This window comes from Pseudomonas cremoricolorata (assembly GCF_000759535.1).
Taxonomy (GTDB): domain Bacteria; phylum Pseudomonadota; class Gammaproteobacteria; order Pseudomonadales; family Pseudomonadaceae; genus Aquipseudomonas; species Aquipseudomonas cremoricolorata_A.
In genome coordinates this window covers 67,934-93,017 of the sequence record NZ_CP009455.1, presented here as the reverse complement: position 1 = coordinate 93,017, position 25,084 = coordinate 67,934, and the positions used below count along the sequence as shown (strand labels likewise).

The window sequence follows — 25,084 nt, the reverse complement described above, 5'->3', positions numbered from 1 at the left end:
AGTATAACCAGATTGCTTGGGGTTATATGGTCAAGTGAAGAAGCGCATACGGTGGATGCCTTGGCAGTCAGAGGCGATGAAAGACGTGGTAGCCTGCGAAAAGCTTTGGGGAGTCGGCAAACAGACTGTGATCCAGAGATCTCTGAATGGGGGAACCCACCTAGGATAACCTAGGTATCTTGTACTGAATACATAGGTGCAAGAAGCGAACCAGGGGAACTGAAACATCTAAGTACCCTGAGGAATAGAAATCAACCGAGATTCCCTTAGTAGTGGCGAGCGAACGGGGACCAGCCCTTAAGCCGGTTTGAGATTAGTGGAACGCTCTGGAAAGTGCGGCCATAGTGGGTGATAGCCCCGTACACGAAAATCTCTTGGCGGTGAAATCGAGTAGGACGGAGCACGAGAAACTTTGTCTGAATATGGGGGGACCATCCTCCAAGGCTAAATACTACTGACTGACCGATAGTGAACCAGTACCGTGAGGGAAAGGCGAAAAGAACCCCGGAGAGGGGAGTGAAATAGAACCTGAAACCGTATGCGTACAAGCAGTGGGAGCCTACTTTGTTAGGTGACTGCGTACCTTTTGTATAATGGGTCAGCGACTTATATTCAGTGGCGAGCTTAACCGAATAGGGGAGGCGTAGCGAAAGCGAGTCTTAATAGGGCGTTTAGTCGCTGGGTATAGACCCGAAACCGGGCGATCTATCCATGGGCAGGTTGAAGGTTAGGTAACACTGACTGGAGGACCGAACCGACTACCGTTGAAAAGTTAGCGGATGACCTGTGGATCGGAGTGAAAGGCTAATCAAGCTCGGAGATAGCTGGTTCTCCTCGAAAGCTATTTAGGTAGCGCCTCATGTATCACTGTAGGGGGTAGAGCACTGTTTCGGCTAGGGGGTCATCCCGACTTACCAAACCGATGCAAACTCCGAATACCTACAAGTGCCGAGCATGGGAGACACACGGCGGGTGCTAACGTCCGTCGTGAAAAGGGAAACAACCCAGACCGTCAGCTAAGGTCCCAAAGTCATGGTTAAGTGGGAAACGATGTGGGAAGGCTTAGACAGCTAGGAGGTTGGCTTAGAAGCAGCCATCCTTTAAAGAAAGCGTAATAGCTCACTAGTCGAGTCGGCCTGCGCGGAAGATGTAACGGGGCTCAAACCATGCACCGAAGCTACGGGTATCACCTCTGGTGATGCGGTAGAGGAGCGTTCTGTAAGCCTGTGAAGGTGAGTTGAGAAGCTTGCTGGAGGTATCAGAAGTGCGAATGCTGACATGAGTAACGACAATGCGAGTGAAAAACTCGCACGCCGAAAGACCAAGGTTTCCTGCGCAACGTTAATCGACGCAGGGTTAGTCGGTCCCTAAGGCGAGGCTGAAAAGCGTAGTCGATGGAAAACAGGTTAATATTCCTGTACTTCCGATTGTTGCGATGGAGGGACGGAGAAGGCTAGGCCAGCTTGGCGTTGGTTGTCCAAGTTTAAGGTGGTAGGCTGAGATCTTAGGCAAATCCGGGATCTCAAGGCCGAGAGCTGATGACGAGTTGCCTTTAGGCGACGAAGTGGTTGATGCCATGCTTCCAAGAAAAGCTCCTAAGCTTCAGACAATCGGGAACCGTACCCCAAACCGACACAGGTGGTTGGGTAGAGAATACCAAGGCGCTTGAGAGAACTCGGGTGAAGGAACTAGGCAAAATGGCACCGTAACTTCGGGAGAAGGTGCGCCGGTGAGGGTGAAGGACTTGCTCCGTAAGCTCATGCCGGTCGAAGATACCAGGCCGCTGCGACTGTTTATTAAAAACACAGCACTCTGCAAACACGAAAGTGGACGTATAGGGTGTGACGCCTGCCCGGTGCCGGAAGGTTAATTGATGGGGTTAGCGCAAGCGAAGCTCTTGATCGAAGCCCCGGTAAACGGCGGCCGTAACTATAACGGTCCTAAGGTAGCGAAATTCCTTGTCGGGTAAGTTCCGACCTGCACGAATGGCGTAACGATGGCGGCGCTGTCTCCACCCGAGACTCAGTGAAATTGAAATCGCTGTGAAGATGCAGTGTATCCGCGGCTAGACGGAAAGACCCCGTGAACCTTTACTATAGCTTTGCACTGGACTTTGAATTTGCTTGTGTAGGATAGGTGGGAGGCTTTGAAGTGGGGACGCCAGTTCTCATGGAGCCATCCTTGAAATACCACCCTGGCAACTTTGAGGTTCTAACTCAGGTCCGTCATCCGGATCGAGGACAGTGTATGGTGGGTAGTTTGACTGGGGCGGTCTCCTCCCAAAGAGTAACGGAGGAGTACGAAGGTGCGCTCAGACCGGTCGGAAATCGGTCGTAGAGTATAAAGGCAAAAGCGCGCTTGACTGCGAGACCCACACGTCGAGCAGGTACGAAAGTAGGTCTTAGTGATCCGGTGGTTCTGTATGGAAGGGCCATCGCTCAACGGATAAAAGGTACTCCGGGGATAACAGGCTGATACCGCCCAAGAGTTCATATCGACGGCGGTGTTTGGCACCTCGATGTCGGCTCATCACATCCTGGGGCTGAAGCCGGTCCCAAGGGTATGGCTGTTCGCCATTTAAAGTGGTACGCGAGCTGGGTTTAGAACGTCGTGAGACAGTTCGGTCCCTATCTGCCGTGGACGTTTGAGATTTGAGAGGGGCTGCTCCTAGTACGAGAGGACCGGAGTGGACGAACCTCTGGTGTTCCGGTTGTCACGCCAGTGGCATTGCCGGGTAGCTATGTTCGGAAGAGATAACCGCTGAAAGCATCTAAGCGGGAAACTTGCCTCAAGATGAGATCTCACTGGGATCTTGAATCCCCTGAAGGGCCGTCGAAGACTACGACGTTGATAGGTGGGGTGTGTAAGCGCTGTGAGGCGTTGAGCTAACCCATACTAATTGCCCGTGAGGCTTGACCATATAACACCCAAGCAATCTGCAACGCAGATTGTGGTGGTGAAGACGCTGAAACCGAAAATTCGCAGCTCACAGACATCACATATCCGAATGCGCTGGCACGTTCTCAGAACGCACCGGCTACCGAATTTCTTGACGACCATAGAGCATTGGAACCACCTGATCCCATCCCGAACTCAGCAGTGAAACGATGCATCGCCGATGGTAGTGTGGGGTTTCCCCATGTGAGAGTAGGTCATCGTCAAGATTCATTTCGCAAAACCCCTATCTGCGCGAGCAGGTAGGGGTTTTGTCTTTTCTGGCTTTTAACTACATCACGCCCTGATGCTGCGCTCGCAGATTTCCCCCTCATTTCCCACGAAAGTAGGCAAACTACGTGACTTGCCTGGCCGCTAACGGCGTCAAGACCTTGTTCTTGCCGTTTTAACAGCGCCAGGAAATGACCGCTGGGAGTGTCGACTCCAGGCGAATTTTGGATCTACCACCGCAATATCACGTGAGGTTACAAGCGAGATGGCCAAGGCCGCCGATGTCGTTGTGCAATGCCTGGAAAACGAAGGTGTCGAGTATGTATTTGGTATTCCTGGCGAGGAAAACCTCGACCTGCTGGAATCCCTGCGTAAGTCGAAGATCAAGTTGGTGCTGACCCGTCACGAGCAGTCTGCCGGCTTCATGGCCGCCACCTACGGGCGCCTGACCGGCAAGACCGGTGTCAGCCTTTCGACGCTCGGTCCTGGCGCGACCAACCTGGTAACCGCCAGCGCCTACGCCTACCTCGGCGGCATGCCGATGATGATGATCACTGGCCAGAAGCCGATCAAGAAGTCCAAGCAGGGCCGTTTCCAGATCATCGACGTGTGCGGCATGATGGACCCCATCACCAAGTACACCCACCAGTTCGCCTCGGCCGACAACATTCCGGCCCGTATGCGCGAAGCGTTCCGCCTGGCTGAAGAAGAGAAGCCCGGTGCCGTGCACCTGGAACTGCCTGAAGACATCGCCGCCGAACAAACCGACTCGATGCCGATTCCGCCAAGCCTGCACCGCCGCCCCCTGGCAGAGCACAAGGCTATCGAAGCGGCCGTCGAAAAACTGCAGAACGCCCGCAGCCCGATCTTGGTGATTGGCGCCGGCGCCAACCGCAAGATGACGGCCAAGGTGCTCAAGCAGCTGATCGACAAGACCGGCATCCCGTTCATCACCACGCAGATGGGCAAAGGCGTGGTCGACGAGCGTCATCCGCGCTTCCTGGGAAATGCTGCGCTGTCGTCCGGCGACTTCGTGCACCGCGCGGTGGAAGCGGCCGACCTGATCGTCAACATCGGCCACGACGTGATCGAGAAGCCGCCGTTCTTCATGGTCCGTGGCGGCACCGAAGTCATTCACATCAACTTCCGTTCCGCTGAAGTCGATGCAGTGTACTTCCCGCAGATCGAAGTGATCGGCGACATCGCCAATGCCGTGTGGCAGATCGGCGAAGCCTTGACCGACACCACTCACTGGGACTTCACCCGCCTGATGGCCATTCGTGAAGCCAACGAAGCGCAGATCGTCGAAGGCGCCGATGACAATCGCTTCCCGGTCTACCCGCAGCGTCTGGTCGCCGACATTCGTCGTGCGTTGCCGTCTGAAGGCATCGTCGCGCTCGACAACGGCATCTACAAGATCTGGTTCGCCCGTAACTACAAGGCCCACAAGCCCAATACCGTGCTGCTGGACAACGCCCTGGCGACCATGGGCGCTGGCCTGCCGTCGGCCATGGCAGCGCACCTGGTGCACCCAGATCGCCCGGTCATTTCGGTGTGCGGTGACGGCGGGTTCATGATGAACAGTCAGGAACTGGAAACCGCCGTGCGCTTAGGCATGCACCTGACCGTGGTGATTCTGCGTGATGATGGCTACGGCATGATCCGCTGGAAACAGGCCAACATGGGCTTCACCGATTTCGGCCTCGATTACGGCAACCCGGACTTCGTCAAATACGCCGAAGCCTACGGCGCCAATGGCCATCGCGTGGAAAGCGCCGAAGGCTTCCTGCCGTTGCTGCAGCATTGTATCAATACACCAGGCGTTCACGTCATCGACTGCCCGGTCGATTACAGCGAGAACGACCGCATCCTCAACAGCGAGCTGCGTGAACGCGCGCTGAGCGTTTAAGCCGTTATACCGGGCCGCTACTGGCACAGTTAGCGGCCCCGGTCTGATTGCAGCTGAGCCACGCCACCAAGCCGCTGTCGTTCGCCTGTGCTAGGGTGCAGGGCTACGTGTGCCTCAGGACAGTCAGCCCATGCTCCCTCCTCTAAGCGACAAAGAACTGCTTCGCCTCGAAGACCTGCTCATCACCTACGGCAATGACTACTCGGTGCTCAACCTGGCCGAGCTCAACGGCTTTTTCACGGCGTTGGCCAGTTCGCCGGTGCGGGTCATACCCGAACACTGGTTGCCTGCGGTCGCCGGCGGCAAAGTGCCCAAGTTCAAGAAACCGGCCCATGAAGAGGCCTACACCGCCCTGATGTTGCGCTATGCCGATCAGGTGGCGCAGGCGCTGGCCGATGACCTGGACAACTACCAGCCGCTGTTCGAACACAGTGAAGATGAACACGGCAGCATCGTGGTATTGGAAGAGTGGTGCTTCGGTTACATGCGCGGTACCCAGATCGCCGAATGGCATGAGTTGCCCGCCGCGCAGAACGAACAACTCAAGGCCATTTCCCTGCATGGCCTGGAAGACAACTTCGAGCTACTCGATACCCTGAGCCGCGAGCAATTGCAGGCGTGCGTGCCGCAGGTGTTGGACGCGGTGCGTGGGCTGTATCGCTTTCAACGGCAGCAAACGCTGAGTTGAAGTTGCCAACTCCCGCACAAACACCTCTGTCCGTATGAACCTTGTCGAGCAGATTTGATCCGAGCGAACAACCTCAGTATTCATCTCTGCTCACAAGGAAGCGTCACCATGCCCGATGCCAGCACTGGTAGTCTGATCAAGTCATACCGCTACGGAAGAGGCTATCTGATCTTCATATATGGCTTTATCGCCGTATTGCTCGGCCTTGCCGCGTTCCTCGCCTACGGTTATTCCATTTTCTCCACGCCAGGCGCCACCACCTCGGGCGGGACGCGCTTCAATGGTCCGCCTGAAGTCCTGCTCTACGCGGCAGGTTTCCTAGTCTTCATTGCACTGTGCATGTTCGCCCTGTCGCGTTGGCAGAAGAAACTGCGTGACGCCCGCTACGACGTGCATGAACACGGCATCCGCCAGGTCACTTCGAGCGTCGATGAGTTCGTGCCCTTCGTCGAGATGGATGATCTGTACCTGTTCGCATCGGGCCAGACCCTGACGGCCGGCCTGATCAACAACCTCGCCTATCGCCGCCACGCCGGTGAACAGTTCCGCCGGGTCAACCCGCATATGCCCAAGCTGGATGAGTTCATGGAACTGGTGCGTGACCTGCACGTGCAAGCCCGTCTGCCCATCGCCCTGGAAACCTTGAGCCAGGGTGGCTCGGTGCAGTTCAACTACGCCGACACCCAACAAGTGTGGGGCAAGCGGGTAACTGGCAACTTCCTCAATGTAGAGACCAAACCACTGTTGATCACACCCCAGACCCTGGAAGTGGACGGCCGTCGTTTCCCCATTTCGCTGTTGCGTGAAGCCAACGTGAGCAACTGGACCGAGAAGGTGGTAATCAAGGACAACGATGGCCAAGTGGTGTTGTCGACCATCGCCACCGGCATCATGAGCATGGACGTGTTCTTCAATGTCCTGGGCTGGATGCAGGAACAGCAGCAGGTCGCGGTGACCGGTAAAGTATTGGCCGATTGATTATCTGAACGCACTTGGGACGCGCCATGGCCATTCCCTACAACGCCGCTGCAGTTCTGACCTTGGCCGTGCTGAGCAGCGCGTGCGTGCCATGGAAGCGTGAACGCCCGGCCTATGCTGACCTGTGCACTTCGAAGTTCGAATTTCAGGTGCCAGGCCCGCAAGGGCAGACACGTATTTTCCTGCACGCCTATTTGTACGATCACGCCGCGCGCTGGTCCGACGAGCCTTATCAGCAGGTACTGCATGTCCAGTACCCTGGCGAGAAGTACCCACGTTCAGAGTTCTACGTGCAGTTGATTGCCTACAACCAGGATCGTCAACGGGTAACGCGTGGCAGCGGCGGGGTGCCTGCCGTACCGATTATGTACGACACCCGGGAAGCGTTCATCACCTTCGCCGATGGCACACGGTTGCAGGCCAGGCCCGAGGTGTACCTCGGTGACGGCGATGTCTACGACTACACCCGCGTCACGCCGCGCAATGCGCGGCCCTCGCCGTATGACATCAACAGTGACGAAGTGCACGGCCTGATTCCGCGCATCACTAACGAAAAGCGCTACGGCTCGGCCTATGTGGTGTTCCAGACCGATCGGTTCGCCGCCGACTCGAAGTGGACCATCAACCTGGGCGCGCTCCAGGTGCAAGGCCAGAAGTTACCGATCCCGCCCTTGCAGCTGTGCAACCATCCGGTCAAGACCTGGATCGGCATCGAACCTCTGATGAGGCCCTGAACTCAACTGGCGCTGCGGTCTCGACGCATTTGCGTGGTGAGGGTGAAGCGATCGGCCGGGTGCACGGTTTCCGAGACGGCCATCAGCTCGCCGATTTCATCGCGGTACTGACGAATGATGCGCAGGCCCGGTGAACCGGCCTCGGCCGCCAGCGCCTGGGCCAGCTCTGCGCTCAGCAGCACCGCCCGCACCTGTTGATCGACCACGGCGATCGCTCGACCGAAATGCGCTTCGATCAGCCCGGCGATCAGTTGGTCGGGATGGGCGTGGGCCAGTTCGATGACGTCGCTGTAATCGCGTTGGGCATAGACGTCGGTCCAGCACAGCGGCGCTGCGTTATGCACCCGGTCGACACGAATGCTCGACACGCAGAAGTAGTGCTCACCCGGCACCAGGCCCAGCCGCGCCGCTTCGCTCAGATCAGCGACGAAGTGGCGCACGGTCTGGATTTCCCGCTGCTGGGTTTCGGCCAGATGGGCGAGGTCGGCAACGCTTGCCAGCGATTGCGAATAGCCGCCACGCGGGCTGCTGGCCTCGACCCGTGTGCCGACACGCTTGCGCCGCGATACCAGCCCCTGCACCGATAGCTGATTGATGGCCGCACGCACGGTGTGGCGGCTGACATCGTAGAGGTCGCACAGCTCGAATTCGGTCGGAAGCAGGCTGCCCACCGGGTAACGGCCTGTGGCGATGCCTTCCATCAAGTCTTTCGCCACGCTGGCGTATCGCGCCTGGTTCATGCCTTTGGTCGTTCCCTGGAAATTCGTCGGTTGACAGTGTAACAGCGGTGAGGCAAGAATTATGTACGTACATTAATAATATGTACGGTCAATAACAACATTTCAGGATCTTGCCCATGTCCACTACCGTTTTCGATTCCACCTTGTTCCGCGATATGTTCGGCACCGCCGAAATGCGTGAAGTGTTTTCCGACAAAGCGCTGATCGAGCGTTACATCGAGGTCGAAGTGGCCCTGGCCAAGGCCGAAGCGCAGTGCGGGGTGATTCCTGCCGAGGCCGCCGCGCAGATCGCCGAGCTGTCGCGCTACGAGTCGCTGGATCTGGCGCTGATGCAGCATGAAACCGAAATCGTCGGCTATCCGATCCTGCCGCTGGTCGAGCAGCTGTCCAAGCTGTGCGGCGAAGCGGGCCGCTACGTGCATTGGGGTGCCACCACCCAGGACATCATGGACACCGCTGTGGTGTTGCAGGTGCGCAGCGCGCTGGTCATCGTCGAGCGCGACGTGCAAGCCGTGCGCGGCCTGTTGGCCGAGCTGGCGCAGCGCTATCGCGACACGCCCATGGCAGGCCGCACGCACTTGCAGCATGCCTTGCCGATCACCTTCGGCTACAAGTGCGCGGTGTGGCTGAGCATGTTCGACCGCCACGCCGAGCGTTTGGTCGAGCTGCGTCCCCGGGTTGAGGTCGGCCAGTTCGCCGGCGCCGCAGGCACCCTGGCATCGCTCGGCGATAAAGGCCTGCACGTGCAGGCCGCGCTGATGGCCGAACTCGGCCTGGGCGTACCGCAAGCCACCTGGCACGTGGCCCGTGACGGCTTTGCCGAAACCCTGAATTTCCTCGGCCTGGTCACCGCCTCGCTGGGCAAGGTGGCGCTGGACATCATGATGATGATGACTAGCGAGCTGGGCGAGGCCTACGAGCCGTTCGTCAAAGGTCGTGGCGCCAGCAGCACCATGCCGCAGAAGCGCAACCCGATTTCCTGCGAACTGATGTACGCCGCAGCCAAAGGGGTACGCCAGCAGGCCGGGCTGATGCTCGATGCGATGATTCAGGACTTCGAACGCTCCACCGGTCCCTGGCAGGCAGAATGGATCGCCATCCCTGAAGCCTTCGCCCTGTCTGCCGCCTCGCTGGGCCAGGCGCGCTTCATGCTCGCCGGCCTGGATGTGCGCACCGAGCGCATGCGCAAGAACCTCGACATGACCCAGGGCCTGATCGTCGCAGAGGCGGTGATGATGGGCCTGGCGCCGGCACTGGGCCGCCAGGTGGCGCACGACGTGGTGTACAGCGCCTGCCGCCGCGCCAACGACGAAGGCATCAGCCTGTTCGAAGCGCTGCAGGCGCAAGGCGAGGCCACCGAGCGTCTGGATCTGGCCAGCCTCGAAGGGCTGTGCGACCCGAGCAACTACCTGGGCCTGGCCCCGCAGATGGTCGACCTGGCGCTTTCGCAGCCCGGCAGCGTCGCCCGCTGAGTCGATTCGGGCCCGGCGTGTCGGGCTCTGGTGCTGCTTTCCTACAAGAACAATGAGAACGCAACCATGTCGTCCACTACGAAAAAACCGCTGTACAAGGACCTGACCTTTCAGGTGCTCGCGGCGATGCTGCTTGGCATCGCCTTTGGTTTCATCGCCCCCGAGGTCGCTGCCAGCTTCAAGATTCTCGGGGATATCTTCCTCAAACTGATCAAGACCGCCGTGGCCCCGCTGGTGTTCTTCACCGTGGTCCATGGCATCGCCTCGGCCGGTGACATCAAGCGCGTCGGCAAGGTCGGCTGGCGTGCGCTGGTGTATTTCGAGGTGCTGTCCACCGCGGCGCTGGCGTTGGGCCTGCTGTGGGGCAACCTGATCGGCATCGGCTCGGGCATGCACGGCGCCCATGCCAGCAGCGCCGCGTCGGCGGCGGCCAGTGCCGCGGTCGCCAAAGGCCATGCACCGACCTCGACCATGGACTTCATCTACAACATCTTTCCCGATAACTTCGTCGGCGCCTTCGCCGGCGGGCAGTTGTTGCAGGTGCTGGTGATCGCCGTGCTGTTCGGTTTTGCCTTGCTGGCACTCAAGCATGAACGCCGCCAGGTGATCGAAGATGGCCTGAACCGGGTGTCGGAATGCTTCTTCGAGTTCATCAACCTGATCATGAAGTTCGCCCCGCTGGGCGCCTTCGGTTCGGTGGCCTACGCCGTTGGCAGCAATGGCTCGGCCGTGCTGATGTCGCTGGCCAACCTGGTGCTGATGTTCTACGTGGCGATCGCCTTCTTCCTGTTCGTGATCCTCGGCACCGTGTGCCGGTTGTCGGGCTTCAGCTTCTGGCGCTTCCTCAAGTACATCAAGGACGAAATCTTCATCGTGCTGGGCACCGCGTCTTCGGAAAGCGCACTGCCGCGTCTGTTGCAGAAACTCGAACGCTTGGGCTGCTCGAAGCAGAGTGTCGGTCTGGTCTTGCCGACGGGGTATGCCTTCAACCTCGACGGCACCTCGATCTACATGTCGATGTGCGTGCTGTTCATCGCCAACGCCTATGGCGTGCCGCTGGGCTGGGAACAGCAACTGGGCATTCTGGCGATCATGCTGGTGACCTCCAAGGGTGCGGCCGCGGTATCAGGCGGCAGCTTCGTGGTGTTCGCCGCCACGGTCACCGCCATTGGCGTGCTGCCCATCGAAGGGTTGGCCTTGCTGTTCGGGGTGTACCGCTTCATGTCGATGGCCATGGCTGCGTGCAACACCATCGGCAACAGCGTGGCCACAGTGGTGGTGGCCAAGTGGTCGGGGGAGTTCACCGAGCAGACCGCGCGTGAAGAATACGCCCGGGTGCTGGGGCGGCCGGCTGGAGCGGCGCTGTGAGTGGATGAGGCTGTGCATTGACTGACGTTGGTTTCGGCCAGCATCGCCTGAAAGCCACCCCAGCTCCGCGCTCGAGGTGGCTTTCTTGCATTCAACGCGGTTGCAGCGAGCGCCTGGCCAGCTCCAGCCAGGCTTTGGCCGCGAACGACAGATGCCCGTCGCGCCGCCAGGCCAGCGAGACATTCCAGCTCAGCGCCGGCGAGCCGACCTGAGCAATGGTGAAATCCTCGGGCGCCAGCGTGTCGCAAAACACCTTCGGCAACAGCGCCACTCCCACGCCCAGGCCCACCAGTGAGGCCATGAAATCCCATTGCCCGCTGCGCCCACTGACTTTCGGGGTGAAGCCTGCTTCGCTGCACGCTGCGGTCACCATGTCATTGAGCGCGAAAGCGTCGCCGTAAAGGATGAACTCACTGTCAGCCAATTCCTCGAGTGCCACGCTGGCTCGACCTTGCCAGGGCGACTGGCGCGGCGCCAGCAGACACATCGGCGACTTGAACAACGGCAGCGACTCGAACTCCGACCACAAATCCCCGGCACCTGGAAAGTCCAACACAGTACCCATTTCCAGCACGCCGTCGCGCAGGTGGCCGAGGGTATCGTTGCTGCCGATCTCGAACAGCTTGAGCTCGATGTTGGGGTAGGCCGCGTGATAGGCCGCGAACACCGGCGCCAGAATCGAATGGGTGGAAGGCGACAAGCCCATGCGCAGCACGCCGCGCTCGACCCGCTGCAGCGCATCGACCTCCTGCTTCATGCGCGCGTGCACCGCGATCATCTGCTTCGCGCGCTGATAGACGATGTCGCCGGCCTCGGTGACGCTGAAGCGTTTGCCTTCGCGCGCCAGCAACGGCACCCCGAAACTGTGCTCCAGCACCTGCACCATCTTGCTCACGGTGGGCTGGGTGAGGTGCAGGGCGTTCGCTGCCTTGGTGAAGCTCTGCTGATCGACCACGGTGACGAAGTAGCGCAGCGCGCGGATATCCATGAAGCATTCCTGTTGTGCATCATTTGCATGACTTTAATTCATTTTTTCTTTGCAGGGGGTGTCGGTAGCATTCTGCTCATTCGCTGAAATGCCAGGAATCGTTCGATGTCGTCTTATCCGCTGGTCAATCCTCCACGTCCTGTCGCCTTGTGGGCTAAAGCGCTGGGGCAGGTGCTGCTGCTGGGCGGCCTGTGGTGGATCGCCCAGCGCCTTGCAACCCTGCTGGCGCTGCCACTGTCCGGCGGCATCGTCGGCCTTGGCCTGCTGGTAGCGCTGTTGCTGAGCGGCGTGGTCAAGCCGGCGTGGGTCGAGGCGGGGGCCGAGCTGATCCTGGGCAACATGCTGCTGTACTTCATTCCGCTGGTGGTGTCGGTGGTGCAGTACACCGACCTGCTCGAACATGAAGGCCTGAAACTGTTGGTGGCGATTGGTGTGGGCTTTCTCAGCGTGATGCTGGTCACGGCCTGTGTGGTCGAGCTGATCTGTCAGCAGATTCGCAAGCGGCGGTACGGCAAGCTGACCGATGTGCGCAGAGATCGCCTTACCCTTAGCAGCCAGGTGTCGTGATGAACGACTCGCTGATCTCCCTGCTGTTTCTGCTGGCGACCCTGGGGCTGTTCTATGGCAACCAGGCTGTCTACAAGCGCCATCCGCGGGTATGGCTGACCCCGGCCATCCTCACCTCGGTGCTGCTGATCGCACTGGTCGAGGCCACCTCGTCGAGCTACCCGCTGTACTTCCAGGACACCCGCTGGCTGGTGTGGCTGCTGGGTCCTGCGACGGTCGCTTTCGCCCTGCCGATCTACAACAACCGGCGCATCGTGCGCAGGTACTGGATGGCGCTGCTGGCCGGCAGTGTGGCGAGCATCGTGGTGTCGGTCGGCGTGACCCTGCTGGCTGCCCGTGCGCTGGGCCTGGACCAGGCCATCACCCGCAGTTTGCTGTCACGCTCGGTGTCCACGCCATTCGCCCTGGAGGCCACCGCGCACCTGGGCGGAACCGCGCAGCTGACCGGCCTGTTCGTGGTCATCACCGGCCTGTTCGGCATCGTCTTGGGGGAAATGATCCTGACCTTGATGCCGCTGCGCACCCGCCTTGCCAAAGGCGCGCCGCTGGGCAGCGCGGCCCACGGTTTTGGCATGAGCATCGCCCGCGGCCTGGGGCCGGAGGAGGGCGCGGTGGCGAGCCTGACGATGATCTTCAGTGGCGTGCTGATGGTGCTGGCCGCGCCGGTGATTGCTTGGGCGGTGGCGTGAGGGTTGGCTGGCATAGCGGGCTTACATCGTGCCCGAACGGCCTGCACCGGAGCCGCTTCGACGGCCTCAGCCGAGCCATTGACCGCCTTGGCCATTCGCTCGTTACTTATGCCAGACGCTCGAGCCCGCACTGATACTTCGCACCTTCAAGGCTCGCTTCAAACGCCTCGAGCCCCGCATATATCTGTTGCAGCCCAGTGATTTGCCCGAGTACTTCGCGTTTCTTGTCGGTAATGGCCTTGCCCGCCAATTCCAACGGCAGATCAGCGCCGTGATGCCCCAGCAGAATCGCCTGCAGTTCTTTGAGCTTGAAACCCAACTGCTGCGCACACTTGATGAACGTCAGCAGTTCGACACTCTGCTGGGTGTAAACGCGATACTGCCCTCGGCGTTCAGGCGGCGGCAGCAGGCCAATCGCTTCATAGTGGCGAATGGTCTTTACCGTGGTGCCTGACAGTTGCGCGGCTTTGCCGATATACATGAGCGGCCTCTTATAAGGGAGTGGCGCATCATTGCATGGCACCCGCGGTTCGGGAATCACCTGAGTGCAGGTCAGACGGCAATGCCGCGTGCCCGTTCGAGCCAGGCTTCGCGCCGCTGAGCACTGGAGCCGAGCACCGGCCCGAACATCAACGTACGCAGTGGCCGGATACCGCAGAACTGCAAGGTAGTCTTGCGCACCTGATGAATGCCAGGCATGCGATACACCCAGCGGTAGTACCACGGCGGTGTATCCATCGTCACCAGCAGATGCGCCGTTCGGCCTTTGAGCAGTTGCTCGGGGAACGCCTTGCCTGCCCTGTAGCGAAACGCGAAACCGGGCAGGAACACACGGTCGAAAAAGCCTTTCATCAACGCCGGGATACCGCCCCACCAAATGGGGTAGATGAACACCAGATGCTCGGCCCAGGTGATATCGGCCTGGGCCCCGAGCAGCTCGGGTTCCAGTGGCTGGACTTGCCGGTAGCCGCTGCGCAACACCGGGTCGAAACTCAACGCATCAAGTCGTAACACCCTCACATCATGGCCGGCACCGCTGGCCGCCTCGACATAAGCCTCGGTCAGCGCTGCGCAGAAACTCTCGCCCGACGGGTGCCCCAGCACCACAAGTACTCGTTTGCTCATCGTCACTTCATCCTGAACATGAACGTGCAGGGTAAAGCCTGACCCTAACGGGAGAGTCAACTGCTTAGGGGCGTTGCAATGCGCGTCAGCTAGCGGCTGAAGCTAGTTATCCGTCACCCTCGATCATGAAAAAACGTCGCGCTGCGCCCCAGACATGCACATCCGCCCGAGCTGCGGCGCATCGCCACCACCTTGTTGGTCAGCCACTAACGCAAATGGCGGTTTTTCGGAGCAGGGTGATGCGCCAACAAGGTAAAGGCCCCCGACTCGCTGATCATGGTCGTCTGCGCGTACTGGCCATAGTGCAGCTGTTGCACAACCCGATACTGATCCGAGTCGAGCTTGCGCAGGCAGCGTTCGCCGAAGAAGTCGAAGCGTCCGGGAAAGCTCATTGGGATGGGCTAAGCTGTAGTCCTTATAGGATCGAGGTTCAAGCATGGAATGCCACGTTCGTCTCGCTACGAGCAGAGATGCAGTAGCGATAAGCCGCGTAGTGATTGCCGCCCTGCGCGAGTCGAACTCACAGGACTATCCGTCTGATGTGATCGCTCAGGTTGAGCAAAGCTTTTCCCCTGAAGCCATCACCACACAAGTTACGCAGCGTAAGGTCTTCGTAGCCTTGTCGGGCGAAAACATTATTGGCACTGCCGGTCTCGACGCTGATGTGGTCAGAAGTGTTTTCGTTGACCCGGCTCACCAAAAAAGTGGTATTGGGCGGCATTTGATGGATGCCATTCATGCGACTGCCGCCAGCGCAGGATTTGGCGCTGTACGGGTGCCATCGTCGATTACAGCAGAACGTTTTTATACCGCATTGGGTTATCAAAAAATTCGCGACGAGTTTCATGGTGCGGAGCGCACCATCGTCATGGAGAAGCGGCTATAGGATAGCCCAGACTTTTTATCCATGACGTAGCGCGGTTGCCGTTTAGGTTAGGCTCACTTTTCCTCTGGATTGACCACGTCGCGAGTGGGGATTGGACGTAAGTTAGCGATATGGGGAGCAATGGATTAACCCATGCAGTTGACCGCCGCAAAGTAAGTGCGGCCGCTTGAATGCGACAACCTTCTTCCTGATTTGGTTTGCGAGTTGCGTCGAGTGGCTGGATTCCTAGGTTTTGTACAAAAAGTTCTGAGACGTCGGGGAGGCAAGGCCGACGGCGGCCCCAACTAGGCGTCCCCGCAAAAACAGCCGAGGAAGCGGTCGGAGTCGCGCTCGACTTTACTGGTTGTAAATGAGCATTGCGACGGGGGGGCGCCCGGCCTGGGCTCGCATCCGAGGCTAGGTGCCCCCAGCTGTTTTCAACGCAGTATTACCACGTATCAGGGCTCTTCATACACAGCCTAGCGATCCATCGGTCACTCAGGAGTTGATATACCGGCGCGACGTAGTGCTGCAATCACAAATGGAGACTTTTTCTCCAAGTATTCACCCATCCCGCCCGTATTGCTCGCCTCTAGTTGTAGCTTTAGCGCTTCATACTGCTGGCGGATCGAAGCGTCACGCCTGAGCAAATCTCTGAACCCCAGCATCTGAGTGATCGTAAAGTGGCCACGGGTACAGGCGTGGAGCTTATGCGTGCGAATTCCATCCACATTACGCCGATAGAAGTGATGCCCTTCTGATAGATCACTTCCTCGGACATACCCCAAACCTACCAAAATCTCGTCTCGCGCCGAGGTATTGCTATGGTTGCGAACTTCGATGAGCACATCGATCTCGGGCTTCGCCGCGAGCCCTTTGACCGAGGTGCTCCCAACATGGTGTATAGCGATCAGTTCATCGCCAAACGCCGAAGCTATGAGTGGCTTATGGGCCAGAAAGCGATCGGGCCAGTTGGGGTTGTAGGGGGTGATCTTGCTGGTGAGTGCCATTTCCGTTCCTTGGTGGCTGGTATCTGCCCAGAAGTCTCCCCCAAACAATGAGCATTCGCCAGCGACGGCTCACGAAAACCTCAGCAGTGCGCCTATTCAGCGGATTGAATCCGAGTTGTGCCGAAGTTGGGTAGGTGTCCTGTGCAGGGTACTTTTCTGGCTCTATGCCGTGCTTCACCAAGGTCTGCTTTAGGTCGTAAAGCGACGTTCATGCCTCAACTGTCGCTGTACGCTTTGAAACCTCCGTCTACTGCGCCATTCCCAATGCGTCATCGGCCTCAATTCTCAGAGTCTTTGTACTGAGATAGATCCGCGATGCCTTCACACAGCACTTTTCCCACACCCACAAAAAATCCGATGCCCGTTTCCAAGCATCGGATTCTATGACCCATAGGGTCGCTATAGCTCAACCCATCTCAGCTCGCTGAAACAGGCTCAGGTGCAAAGCCCCGCACCTGCCAATCAATCCCAGCTCAACGCCCCGCCAGTCTGATACTCGATCACGCGCGTCTCAAAGAAGTTCTTCTCTTTCTTCAAGTCCATGATCTCGCTCATCCAGGGGAATGGATTCGTGGTGCCTGGGTATTCTTCTTTCAGGCCGATCTGGGTCAGGCGGCGGTTGGCGATGAATTTGAGGTAGTCCTCCATCATCGCGGCGTTCATGCCCAGTACGCCGCGCGGCATGGTGTCACGGGCGTATTCGATTTCCAGTTGGGTTCCTTGCAGGATCATCTGGGTGGCTTCGTCTTTCATGGCCGAGTCCCACAGGTGCGGGTTCTCGATCTTGATCTGGTTGATCACGTCGATGCCGAAGTTCAGGTGCATCGACTCGTCACGCAGGATGTACTGGAACTGTTCGGCAACGCCGGTCATCTTGTTGCGGCGGCCCATCGAGAGGATCTGGGTGAAGCCGCAGTAGAAGAAGATGCCTTCCAGCACGCAGTAGTAGCCGATCAGGTTGCGCAGCAGTTCTTTGTCGGTTTCCGGGGTGCCGGTGTTGAATTCCGGGTCGGAGATGGCGCGGGTGTACTTCAGGCCCCAGGCGGCTTTCTTCGCGACCGATGGGATCTCGTGGTACATGTTGAAGATCTCGCCTTCATCCATGCCCAGCGATTCGATGCAGTACTGGTAGGCGTGGGTGTGGATCGCTTCTTCGAAGGCCTGGCGCAGGATGTACTGGCGGCACTCGGGGTTGGTGATCAGGCGGTACACGGCCAGGGCCAGGTTGTTGGCGACCAGCGAGTCGGCGGTGGAGAAGAAGCCGAGGTTACGCATGACGATGCGGCGCTCGTCTTCGGTCAGGCCGTCCTGGCTCTTCCACAGGGCGATGTCGGCGGTCATGTTGACCTCTTGCGGCATCCAGTGGTTGGCGCAGCCGTCGAGGTACTTCTGCCAGGCCCAGTCGTACTTGAAGGGTACGAGCTGGTTGAGGTCGGCGCGGCAGTTGATCATGCGCTTCTCGTCGACCGCAACGCGGGCGGCAGAGCCTTCCAGCTCGGCCAGGCCTTCGGCGATGTCGAGGTCGTTCAGCGAGGCCTTGGCGCGCTTGACGGCGTCGGAGTCGCTGGCGGTGGCGGCGCGGGCTTCTTGAGCGGCGGCGTCGCCGGCGCTGTCGAGGCGGTCCATGTTCGCGGTCGCGGCGGCCTGGTTCGGAGTAGCGGTTTTGGCGGTGACTTCGCCGTCTTCTTTATCGAATTCGTCCCAGCTCAGCATGGTGAATGCTCCTGCTTGAGGGCCCTATGCAAATAGGGCCGTGGAAAGGGGATGCGGTTCCTGACCCTTCGTCGGGGTGATGCAGTGCACGCAAATCAGGTAAGCCCGGTGTGGGGCGGCCGAGGCGGCGATGGCCTTGGCGTGTTGTGTCTGGGGTGCCGCTGGCGCGGTGCGGCGAACCCGCTCCTATAAAGGAGGAGCGGGTTTCCTGCGCCTTATTGGCAGGCTTCGCAATCCGGCTCGTCGATCGCGCAGGCTTTTGGCACGGGGGCTGGGCCTGCGGCTTGGGCCGGGGCGCTGTCGCCGCCGCTGGAGACGGCGTTGAGCTTGCCGGTGTTGATGGTCGATTTCTCGGTGCTGGTCGCGGCCAGGGCACGGAGGTAGTAGGTGGTCTTCAGACCGCGGTACCAGGCCATGCGGTAGGTCACGTCGAGCTTCTTGCCCGAAGCGCCGGCGATGTACAGGTTCAGCGATTGCGCCTGGTCAATCCACTTCTGGCGACGGCTGGCGGCATCGACGATCCACTTGGTCTCGACTTCGAAAGCGGTGGCGTACAGGTCTTTGAGTTCCTGCGGGATACGCTCGATCTGCTGCACCGAACCGTCGTAGTACTTGAGGTCGTTGATCATCACCGAGTCCCACAGGTCGCGGGCCTTGAGGTCGCGCACCAGGTACGGGTTGATCACGGTGAACTCGCCGGAGAGGTTCGATTTCACGTACAGGTTCTGGTAGGTCGGCTCGATCGACTGCGACACGCCGGTGATGTTGGCGATGGTCGCGGTCGGCGCGATGGCCATGATGTTCGAGTTGCGAATGCCTTTCTGCACACGCTCGCGCACCGGTGCCCAGTCCAGCGACTCGTCCAGGTTGACGTCGATGTACTTCTGGCCACGGGCTTCGATCAGGATCTGTTGTGAGTCCAGCGGCAGAATGCCCTTGGACCACAGCGAGCCTTGGAACGTCTCGTAGGCGCCGCGCTCGTCGGCCAGATCACAGGAGGCCTGGATCGCGTAGTAGCTGACCGCTTCCATCGACTTGTCGGCGAACTCGACGGCAGCGTCGGAGCCGTAGGCGATGTGCTGCAGGTACAGCGCGTCCTGGAAGCCCATGATGCCGAGGCCGACCGGACGGTGCTTGAGGTTGGAGTTGCGCGCCTGCGGCACCGAGTAGTAGTTGATGTCGATCACGTTGTCGAGCATGCGCACGGCGGTGTTGACGGTGCGTTGCAGCTTGGCGGTGTCCAGCTTGCCGTCGACAATGTGGTTCGGCAGGTTGATCGAGCCCAGGTTGCAGACGGCGATCTCATCCTTGTTGGTGTTCAGGGTGATCTCGGTGCACAGGTTCGAGCTGTGTACCACGCCCACGTGCTGCTGCGGCGAGCGCAGGTTGCACGGGTCTTTGAAGGTCAGCCATGGGTGACCGGTTTCGAACAGCATCGAAAGCATCTTGCGCCACAGGTCTTTGGCCTGGATGGTCTTGAATACCTTGATCTTGTTGTACTCGGTCAGCGCTTCGTAATACTCGTAGCGCTCTTCGAAGGCCTTGCCGGTCAGGTCGTGCAGGTCTGGCACTTCGCTTGGCGAGAACAGGGTCCACTGGCCGTCATCGAAGACGCGCTTCATGAACAGGTCGGGAATCCAGTTGGCGGTGTTCATGTCGTGGGTACGACGACGGTCATCACCGGTGTTCTTGCGCAGTTCGATGAATTCTTCGATGTCCAGGTGCCAGGTTTCCAGGTAGGCGCAGACCGCGCCCTTGCGCTTGCCGCCCTGGTTGACCGCAACGGCGGTGTCGTTGACGACCTTCAGGAACGGCACGACGCCTTGGGACTTGCCGTTGGTGCCCTTGATGTACGAGCCCAGCGCGCGCACCGGGGTCCAGTCGTTGCCCAGGCCACCGGCAAATTTCGACAGCATGGCGTTGTCGTGGATGGCGTGGTAGATGCCCGACAGGTCATCCGGCACGGTGGTCAGGTAGCAGCTCGACAGCTGTGGACGCAGGGTGCCGGCGTTGAACAGGGTCGGGGTCGAGGCCATGTAGTCGAAGGACGACAACAGGTTGTAGAACTCGATGGCACGGGCTTCCTTGTCGGCCTCTTCCAGCGCCAGGCCCATGGCCACACGCATGAAGAACACCTGGGGCAGCTCGAAGCGTACGCCGTCCTTGTGGATGAAGTAACGGTCGTAGAGGGTCTGCAGGCCGAGGTAGGTGAACTGCTGGTCGCGCTCGTGGTTGATCGCCTTGCCCAGTTTTTCCAGGTCGAAGTCGGCCAGCGCCGGGTTCAGCAGTTCGAACTCGATACCTTTGGCCACGTAGGCCGGCAGGGCCTTGGCGTACAACTCGGCCATCTCGTGGTGAGTGGCGCTGTCGGCCACGTCGAGGAAGCCCAGGCCTTCGGCGCGCAGGGTGTCCATCAGCAGGCGGGCGGTGACGAACGAGTAGTTCGGCTCGCGCTCGACCAGGGTACGGGCGGTCATCACCAAGGCGGTGTTGACGTCTTTGAGGGCCACGCCGTCGTACAGGTTCTTCAGGGTTTCGCGCTGGATCAGCTCGCCATCGACTTCGGCCAGGCCTTCGCAGGCTTCGCTGATGATGGTGTTCAGGCGGGTCATGTCCAGCGGCGCCTTGCTGCCGTCGGCCAGGCTGATGCGGATGGTCGGGTGCGCTTCGACGACGTTCTCGGCGCTGGCGCGGGTGGCGCGCTCCTTGGCCCGCTGGTCGCGGTAGATGACGTAGTCGCGGGCGACTTTCTGTTCGCCGGCGCGCATCAGGGCCAGTTCGACCTGGTCCTGGATTTCTTCGATGTGGATGGTGCCGCCCGATGGCATGCGACGCTTGAAGGTTGCGGTGACCTGTTCGGTCAGGCGCGCGACGGTGTCGTGAATGCGCGACGAGGCGGCAGCGGTGCCACCTTCAACTGCAAGGAACGCCTTGGTGATGGCAACGGTGATCTTGTCGTCGGTGTAGGCGACGACCGTGCCGTTACGCTTGATCACACGCAGTTGGCCAGGCGCGGTGGCGGCCAGATCCTGATTCGAATCGGCGTCCTGTGGCAGCGTGGCCTGCGGGTTCTCGCGAGTTGTGTCGGTTTGCATCGGTGGGTGTCTCCACAGTTTCTATAGTGTTCAGGCGCCTTTTGAGCGCCTACCGGTTCTGTCCACGTCTTGCGCGACCGTCCGGGGGACGCGACACGCGCGCATCCACCCATTCGGGAATGCCGACTTCGGGACAGACTCAGGAAATAAGGGGCATGCCAATGCCGCTCCCTGGCCGAAGTCAAAGGTTGCGGATGATCCGTAACCCGTTGCCGTCTGGTGTTCGGCACTGCCGAAAACACCCTTGACCGAACAAGGCCCTGGCGGGCTTGCCTCGGCCCCTCCGCAGGAGCGGTTGGTACCTGGAAATCACGCTAAGTTCCTACACAAAAGCACTTGAGTTTGTGTAGGAAGTTGTGTTTGTGATTTTCCGCGAAACCCAACATATAGTGGTTCGCTGAAATTGCGCTACAAGATAATGCGGTATCGGGGGCTTTGCAAGGCGGCCGGCTGTGGATAACTTGTGGGTACTTTGTGCGTGATTTGTCAGCGTTGGCTGTAGGCCTTGTCCCAAGCAGCTTGCCGCGTTTTTTGCGCATTCGAGGCCAGGCGAAGAATTTTTTGGGGGCGCGCCTTGGTACATCCAGCAGCCGAGCGCAGCACCCTGAGCTAGAGCTTGTCAGACGCTGACGAGGCTCAGCAGATGACCGTCCGTCAGGCAGAACTGACCTTGAACTTCGCAGCCCGCTCGCCAACCGCTGGAAAGGTCAGTGAGCAGGCGCAGGCGGGCGAATCCTTCGCTGGACCATTCCAGCAATTCTGCGTGCTCGAAATAGAAGCGCTGAAGGGTCAGTGGGTAGAGGGTCTTGAACAGGCTTTCCTTGAGCGAGAAGGTCAGCGTCACCACCAGGCCGATCTGGCTGCGATCGAGGCGTTGCAACTCGGCGGGGGTGAGGATTTCCCCGGCCAGGCGCTCGGCGCGGGCATCGTCGAGCAGGCGCTCCTGGTCCAGACCAATGCCACGGCAGGCGCTTCGCGCTGCCACCACCGCGGCTGCCCAGCCCTGGCCGTGGGTAATCGAACCGCGGATATCGTGCGGCCACACCGGTGCGCGGTCGGCGCCGCTGGCGGGCACGTAGTCTCGACCATCCAGGCGCTGCAAGGCGGCCTGCGCACACACCCGCCCGGCCAGGTATTCGGCCTGGCGCTTGGCTACCGAGCGTTGCAGGCTGTCGCTCTGCTCGATGCCGGCGCGGGCAAAGTCATCGCCGTGCAGCCGTGCCGGGTCGAAACCGCAACTGGCCAGCACCGCCCCCGGTATCGCCTGGGGCAGTGGCCAGTGGAACTGGATAGGGTCGCAGCAAAGGGGCAGGGTGGTCATGGGCGGCGATTGTGACATACCGACCCGCGCGCGCTCCAGGCCAGTGCAGCGCGCGGCGCTGGCCGATCAGCCGGCGACGAAGTTCGGCGGCGATACCAGCTCGACGGTCTGCAACTTGCGCGGTGCGAGGATTTCCGCTTCGCCTTCCACTACCAGTTCGTCGTTCTGGTTGTACACGTTGGTGGCGATGCGCACTTTGAACTTGGGCAGTTTTTCCAGGATTTCCAGGCGCACGGTCAGGGTGTCGCCGATCTTCACCGGTTTCTGAAAGCGCATTTGCTGGCCCAGGTAGATGGTGCCGGGGCCGGGCAGGGTGCAGGCCACTGCAGCGCTGATCAGCGCGCCACTGAACATGCCGTGGGCGATGCGCTCGCGGAACATGCTCTTGGCGGCGAACTCGGCGTCCAGGTGCACCGGGTTGTGGTCACCGGACATGGCGGCGAACAACTGGATGTCGCGCTCTTCGACGGACTTTTCGTATTGGGCAGTCTGGCCGACTTCGAGGGCTTCGTAAGGCGTGTTGCTGACCTGGGTCATCGGGTTTCCTTGAGTGGTTGATTCGTGGGGGCGATCCATCGCGCGCCGGGCTCGCTCCAGCGCATGCAGCAGACCCCGGAGTATATCGGCGCTGGCCGCCGGGTGACGGCTTTCGATGAGCGGTCGCGGATGAATATCCGCCGACGCGTGCCTTATAAGAGCCATAGGACGGCCTGTTCAGCCCGCGCATCACACCGCTTCACGGCAAATACGATTCACGATGTTAATGGCAGCCCCTGTCCGATGGGCCGCGACGCGCAGAGCTGCTAACGTCGATTCATGCCTGCTCGGCCCATGTCGCCGCAGGCAGCGCGAGGCTTACCCCCTCGGCCCATCGATCGCACAGGCCAGGCAAAGGAACAATAATAAATGCACGCCGACTTCTGGAATGACAAACGCCCCGCGGGCGTCCCCACCACCCTTGAGCTGGACCGCTACCAGTCAGTGGTCGAGGTGTTCGAGCGCTCATGCCAACGCTTCGCCGACCGTCCCGCGTTCAGCAACCTGGGCGTGACCTTGAGCTACGCCGACCTCGAGCGCCACAGCGCAGCCTTTGCCGCCTGGCTGCAGCACAACACCACGCTCAAGCCGGGTGATCGCATCGCGGTGCAGATGCCCAACGTTCTGCAATACCCCATCGCGGTGTTCGGCGCCCTGCGCGCCGGGCTGGTGGTGGTCAACACCAACCCGCTGTACACCGCCCGGGAAATGCGCCATCAGTTTCGCGATGCCGGGGTGCGTGCGCTGGTCTACCTGAACCTGTTCGGCCAGCGCGTGCAGGAGGTGTACCGCGATGCCGGGCTGGAATACCTGATCGAAGCGAAGATGGGCGATCTGCTGCCCAGCGCCAAAGGTTGGCTGGTCAACCTGCTGGTCGACAAAGTGAAGAAGATGGTGCCCGCCTATGCGCTGCCCCAGGCCATCGCCTTCAAACAGGTGCTGCGCAGTGGCGCCACCCTGCGCCATAGCCCGGTGGCGCAACAGCGTAATGAGGTCGCCGTGCTGCAATACACCGGCGGCACCACCGGCCCGGCCAAGGGCGCCATGCTCACCCACGGCAATCTGATCGCCAACATGCTGCAGGTGCTGGCCTGCTTTCAGCAGCACGGCGACGACGGCCAGCCGATGATCAAGGAAGGCCGCGAGGTGATGATCGCGCCGCTGCCGCTATACCACATCTATGCCTTCACCGCGAACTGCATGTGCATGACCTTCACCGGCAACCACAACGTGCTGATCACCAACCCGCGCGATATTCCGGGCTTCATCAAGGAACTGGGTAAATGGCGCTTCTCGGCGCTGATCGGCCTCAACACGCTGTTCGTCGCACTGATGGACCACCCAGGTTTCAGGTCACTGGATTTCTCTGCGCTGAAGGTCACCAACTCCGGCGGCACCGCGCTGGTGAAAGCCACAGCCGAGCGCTGGGAAAGCCTCACCGGGTGTCGCATCGTCGAAGGCTATGGCCTCACCGAAACTTCGCCCGTGGCCAGCACCAACCCCTACGGACAGATGGCGCGCCTTGGCACGGTCGGCCTACCGGTGGTGGGCACGGCGTTCAAGGTGATCGACGAGCAAGGTCAGGAACAGCCCCTCGGCCAGCCGGGCGAGCTGTGCATCCAGGGCCCGCAGGTGATGAAGGGCTACTGGCAGCAGCCTGAGGCCACGGCCGAGGCGCTGGATGCCGAGGGCTGGCTGAAGACCGGCGACATCGCCGTGATAGACGCCGACGGCTACACGCGCATCGTCGATCGCAAGAAAGACATGATCATCGTCTCGGGCTTCAACGTGTACCCCAATGAAGTCGAAGAGGTGGTCATGGGCCATCCGCAGGTGGCCAACTGCGCCGCCATCGGCGTGGCGGACGAGCGCACCGGCGAGGCGGTCAGGCTGTTCGTGGTGGCCCGCGAGGGCGGCATCGACATTGAAGAACTCAAGGCCTACTGCAAGGCCAACCTGACCGGCTACAAAGTGCCGCGGCAGATCGTGGTGCGTGATGCCTTGCCCATGACCCCGGTGGGCAAGATCCTGCGCCGCGAGCTGCGCGACATCGCCCCATAGCCGGCATCGAAGGCCCCGTGCAGGTCGGCGCTCGCCCCGCGTCGGCTCTGCGGCGGGGC

The 25,084-nt window shown here is 60.2% G+C and carries 20 protein-coding genes and 2 rRNA genes; 12 read left to right on the top strand and 10 right to left on the bottom strand.

The window, feature by feature from the left end; all coding sequences use genetic code 11:
• Positions 1-28 precede the first annotated feature (28 nt).
• From LK03_RS00435 to LK03_RS00410, 6 genes are all read left to right on the top strand, one after another.
• Positions 29-2,920: ribosomal RNA gene (locus LK03_RS00435) — 23S ribosomal RNA — on the top strand.
• 128 nt (positions 2,921-3,048) lie between these two features.
• Positions 3,049-3,164 (top strand): 5S ribosomal RNA (rrf, locus tag LK03_RS00430).
• A 266-nt stretch (positions 3,165-3,430) separates the two neighbouring features.
• Entirely contained in the window at positions 3,431-5,074 is a 1,644-nt protein-coding gene (locus LK03_RS00425) for an acetolactate synthase large subunit (protein ID WP_038410597.1), read from the top strand.
• Between the two features lie 130 nt (positions 5,075-5,204).
• On the top strand, positions 5,205-5,762 hold the full coding sequence (locus tag LK03_RS00420) for a UPF0149 family protein (RefSeq protein ID WP_038410596.1): 558 nt from the start codon (positions 5,205-5,207) through the stop codon (positions 5,760-5,762).
• Positions 5,763-5,870: 108 nt separating this feature from the next.
• A complete protein-coding gene (locus LK03_RS00415) occupies positions 5,871-6,740 on the top strand; it encodes a hypothetical protein (RefSeq protein ID WP_038410595.1) in 870 nt (289 codons plus the stop codon).
• Positions 6,741-6,766: 26 nt separating this feature from the next.
• A complete protein-coding gene (locus LK03_RS00410; protein WP_038410594.1) occupies positions 6,767-7,474 on the top strand; it encodes a hypothetical protein in 708 nt (235 codons plus the stop codon).
• A 2-nt stretch (positions 7,475-7,476) separates the two neighbouring features.
• On the opposite strand, the gene LK03_RS00405 is transcribed toward LK03_RS00410, so the two are convergent.
• A complete protein-coding gene (locus tag LK03_RS00405; protein ID WP_038410593.1) occupies positions 7,477-8,214 on the bottom strand; it encodes a GntR family transcriptional regulator in 738 nt (245 codons plus the stop codon).
• Positions 8,215-8,330: 116 nt separating this feature from the next.
• On the opposite strand from LK03_RS00405, the gene LK03_RS00400 reads away from it, so the two are divergent.
• Together LK03_RS00400 and LK03_RS00395 are read left to right on the top strand one after the other, a co-directional pair.
• Positions 8,331-9,686 (top strand): class-II fumarase/aspartase family protein, encoded by a 1,356-nt coding sequence (locus tag LK03_RS00400; RefSeq protein ID WP_038410592.1) that lies wholly within the window; start codon positions 8,331-8,333, stop codon positions 9,684-9,686.
• Between the two features lie 66 nt (positions 9,687-9,752).
• Positions 9,753-11,054 carry a cation:dicarboxylate symporter family transporter gene (locus tag LK03_RS00395; RefSeq protein ID WP_028694711.1) on the top strand — a complete coding sequence of 434 codons (1,302 nt, stop codon included), beginning with the start codon at positions 9,753-9,755 and terminating at the stop codon, positions 11,052-11,054.
• Positions 11,055-11,145: 91 nt separating this feature from the next.
• On the opposite strand, the gene LK03_RS00390 is transcribed toward LK03_RS00395, so the two are convergent.
• Complete coding sequence (locus LK03_RS00390) at positions 11,146-12,042, bottom strand: LysR family transcriptional regulator (protein WP_038410591.1); 897 nt, start codon at positions 12,040-12,042, stop codon at positions 11,146-11,148.
• 105 nt (positions 12,043-12,147) lie between these two features.
• Here LK03_RS00390 and LK03_RS00385 point away from each other — a divergent pair, with 105 nt between their 5' ends.
• Complete coding sequence (locus LK03_RS00385; protein ID WP_049870397.1) at positions 12,148-12,609, top strand: CidA/LrgA family protein; 462 nt, start codon at positions 12,148-12,150, stop codon at positions 12,607-12,609.
• Positions 12,609-13,298, top strand: coding sequence for an LrgB family protein (locus LK03_RS00380; RefSeq protein WP_038410590.1), 690 nt, complete (start codon positions 12,609-12,611; stop codon positions 13,296-13,298). Before LK03_RS00385 ends, LK03_RS00380 begins: the two co-directional genes overlap by 1 nt.
• 106 nt (positions 13,299-13,404) lie before the next feature.
• On the opposite strand, the gene LK03_RS00375 is transcribed toward LK03_RS00380, so the two are convergent.
• The 3 genes from LK03_RS00375 to LK03_RS00365 all read right to left on the bottom strand — a co-directional run bounded on the left by LK03_RS00375 (position 13,405) and on the right by LK03_RS00365 (position 14,815).
• Positions 13,405-13,779 (bottom strand): MerR family transcriptional regulator, encoded by a 375-nt coding sequence (locus tag LK03_RS00375; RefSeq protein ID WP_038410589.1) that lies wholly within the window; start codon positions 13,777-13,779, stop codon positions 13,405-13,407.
• Between the two features lie 71 nt (positions 13,780-13,850).
• Positions 13,851-14,423, bottom strand: a complete 573-nt coding sequence (locus LK03_RS00370) for an NAD(P)H-dependent oxidoreductase (RefSeq protein ID WP_038410588.1) — start codon at positions 14,421-14,423, stop codon at positions 13,851-13,853.
• A gap of 206 nt (positions 14,424-14,629) precedes the next feature.
• Positions 14,630-14,815 (bottom strand): hypothetical protein, encoded by a 186-nt coding sequence (locus tag LK03_RS00365; protein ID WP_049870396.1) that lies wholly within the window; start codon positions 14,813-14,815, stop codon positions 14,630-14,632.
• Positions 14,816-14,859: 44 nt separating this feature from the next.
• Here LK03_RS00365 and LK03_RS00360 point away from each other — a divergent pair, with 44 nt between their 5' ends.
• Positions 14,860-15,309: a GNAT family N-acetyltransferase gene (locus tag LK03_RS00360; protein ID WP_038410587.1), complete on the top strand. Its 450-nt coding sequence runs from the start codon at positions 14,860-14,862 to the stop codon at positions 15,307-15,309.
• Positions 15,310-15,782: 473 nt separating this feature from the next.
• Here the strand turns inward: LK03_RS00360 and LK03_RS00355 are convergent, their stop codons facing one another.
• From LK03_RS00355 to LK03_RS00335, 5 genes are all read right to left on the bottom strand, one after another.
• Entirely contained in the window at positions 15,783-16,298 is a 516-nt protein-coding gene (locus LK03_RS00355) for a GrpB family protein (RefSeq protein ID WP_038410586.1), read from the bottom strand.
• A 462-nt stretch (positions 16,299-16,760) separates the two neighbouring features.
• Entirely contained in the window at positions 16,761-18,011 is a 1,251-nt protein-coding gene (locus LK03_RS00350; RefSeq protein WP_038410585.1) for a ribonucleotide-diphosphate reductase subunit beta, read from the bottom strand.
• Positions 18,012-18,226: 215 nt separating this feature from the next.
• Positions 18,227-21,106 (bottom strand): ribonucleoside-diphosphate reductase subunit alpha, encoded by a 2,880-nt coding sequence (locus LK03_RS00345; protein WP_038410584.1) that lies wholly within the window; start codon positions 21,104-21,106, stop codon positions 18,227-18,229.
• Between the two features lie 619 nt (positions 21,107-21,725).
• Positions 21,726-22,427 carry a 4'-phosphopantetheinyl transferase family protein gene (locus LK03_RS00340; RefSeq protein WP_038410583.1) on the bottom strand — a complete coding sequence of 234 codons (702 nt, stop codon included), beginning with the start codon at positions 22,425-22,427 and terminating at the stop codon, positions 21,726-21,728.
• Positions 22,428-22,493: 66 nt separating this feature from the next.
• Positions 22,494-22,964, bottom strand: coding sequence for a MaoC family dehydratase (locus LK03_RS00335; RefSeq protein ID WP_028694722.1), 471 nt, complete (start codon positions 22,962-22,964; stop codon positions 22,494-22,496).
• Between the two features lie 369 nt (positions 22,965-23,333).
• Here LK03_RS00335 and fadD2 point away from each other — a divergent pair, with 369 nt between their 5' ends.
• A complete protein-coding gene (gene fadD2, locus LK03_RS00330) occupies positions 23,334-25,025 on the top strand; it encodes a long-chain-fatty-acid--CoA ligase FadD2 (RefSeq protein WP_038410582.1) in 1,692 nt (563 codons plus the stop codon).
• Positions 25,026-25,084: the final 59 nt, after the last annotated feature.

Coding starts and splice junctions, on each gene's coding strand:
- LK03_RS00425 (WP_038410597.1), top strand. CDS start 3,431: ATGGCCAAGGCCGCCGATGTCGTTGTGCAATGCCTGGAAAACGAAGGT.
- LK03_RS00420 (WP_038410596.1), top strand. CDS start 5,205: ATGCTCCCTCCTCTAAGCGACAAAGAACTGCTTCGCCTCGAAGACCTG.
- LK03_RS00415 (WP_038410595.1), top strand. CDS start 5,871: ATGCCCGATGCCAGCACTGGTAGTCTGATCAAGTCATACCGCTACGGA.
- LK03_RS00410 (WP_038410594.1), top strand. CDS start 6,767: ATGGCCATTCCCTACAACGCCGCTGCAGTTCTGACCTTGGCCGTGCTG.
- LK03_RS00405 (WP_038410593.1), bottom strand. CDS start 8,214: ATGAACCAGGCGCGATACGCCAGCGTGGCGAAAGACTTGATGGAAGGC.
- LK03_RS00400 (WP_038410592.1), top strand. CDS start 8,331: ATGTCCACTACCGTTTTCGATTCCACCTTGTTCCGCGATATGTTCGGC.
- LK03_RS00395 (WP_028694711.1), top strand. CDS start 9,753: ATGTCGTCCACTACGAAAAAACCGCTGTACAAGGACCTGACCTTTCAG.
- LK03_RS00390 (WP_038410591.1), bottom strand. CDS start 12,042: ATGGATATCCGCGCGCTGCGCTACTTCGTCACCGTGGTCGATCAGCAG.
- LK03_RS00385 (WP_049870397.1), top strand. CDS start 12,148: ATGTCGTCTTATCCGCTGGTCAATCCTCCACGTCCTGTCGCCTTGTGG.
- LK03_RS00380 (WP_038410590.1), top strand. CDS start 12,609: ATGAACGACTCGCTGATCTCCCTGCTGTTTCTGCTGGCGACCCTGGGG.
- LK03_RS00375 (WP_038410589.1), bottom strand. CDS start 13,779: ATGTATATCGGCAAAGCCGCGCAACTGTCAGGCACCACGGTAAAGACC.
- LK03_RS00370 (WP_038410588.1), bottom strand. CDS start 14,423: ATGAGCAAACGAGTACTTGTGGTGCTGGGGCACCCGTCGGGCGAGAGT.
- LK03_RS00365 (WP_049870396.1), bottom strand. CDS start 14,815: ATGAGCTTTCCCGGACGCTTCGACTTCTTCGGCGAACGCTGCCTGCGC.
- LK03_RS00360 (WP_038410587.1), top strand. CDS start 14,860: ATGGAATGCCACGTTCGTCTCGCTACGAGCAGAGATGCAGTAGCGATA.
- LK03_RS00355 (WP_038410586.1), bottom strand. CDS start 16,298: ATGGCACTCACCAGCAAGATCACCCCCTACAACCCCAACTGGCCCGAT.
- LK03_RS00350 (WP_038410585.1), bottom strand. CDS start 18,011: ATGCTGAGCTGGGACGAATTCGATAAAGAAGACGGCGAAGTCACCGCC.
- LK03_RS00345 (WP_038410584.1), bottom strand. CDS start 21,106: ATGCAAACCGACACAACTCGCGAGAACCCGCAGGCCACGCTGCCACAG.
- LK03_RS00340 (WP_038410583.1), bottom strand. CDS start 22,427: ATGACCACCCTGCCCCTTTGCTGCGACCCTATCCAGTTCCACTGGCCA.
- LK03_RS00335 (WP_028694722.1), bottom strand. CDS start 22,964: ATGACCCAGGTCAGCAACACGCCTTACGAAGCCCTCGAAGTCGGCCAG.
- fadD2 (WP_038410582.1), top strand. CDS start 23,334: ATGCACGCCGACTTCTGGAATGACAAACGCCCCGCGGGCGTCCCCACC.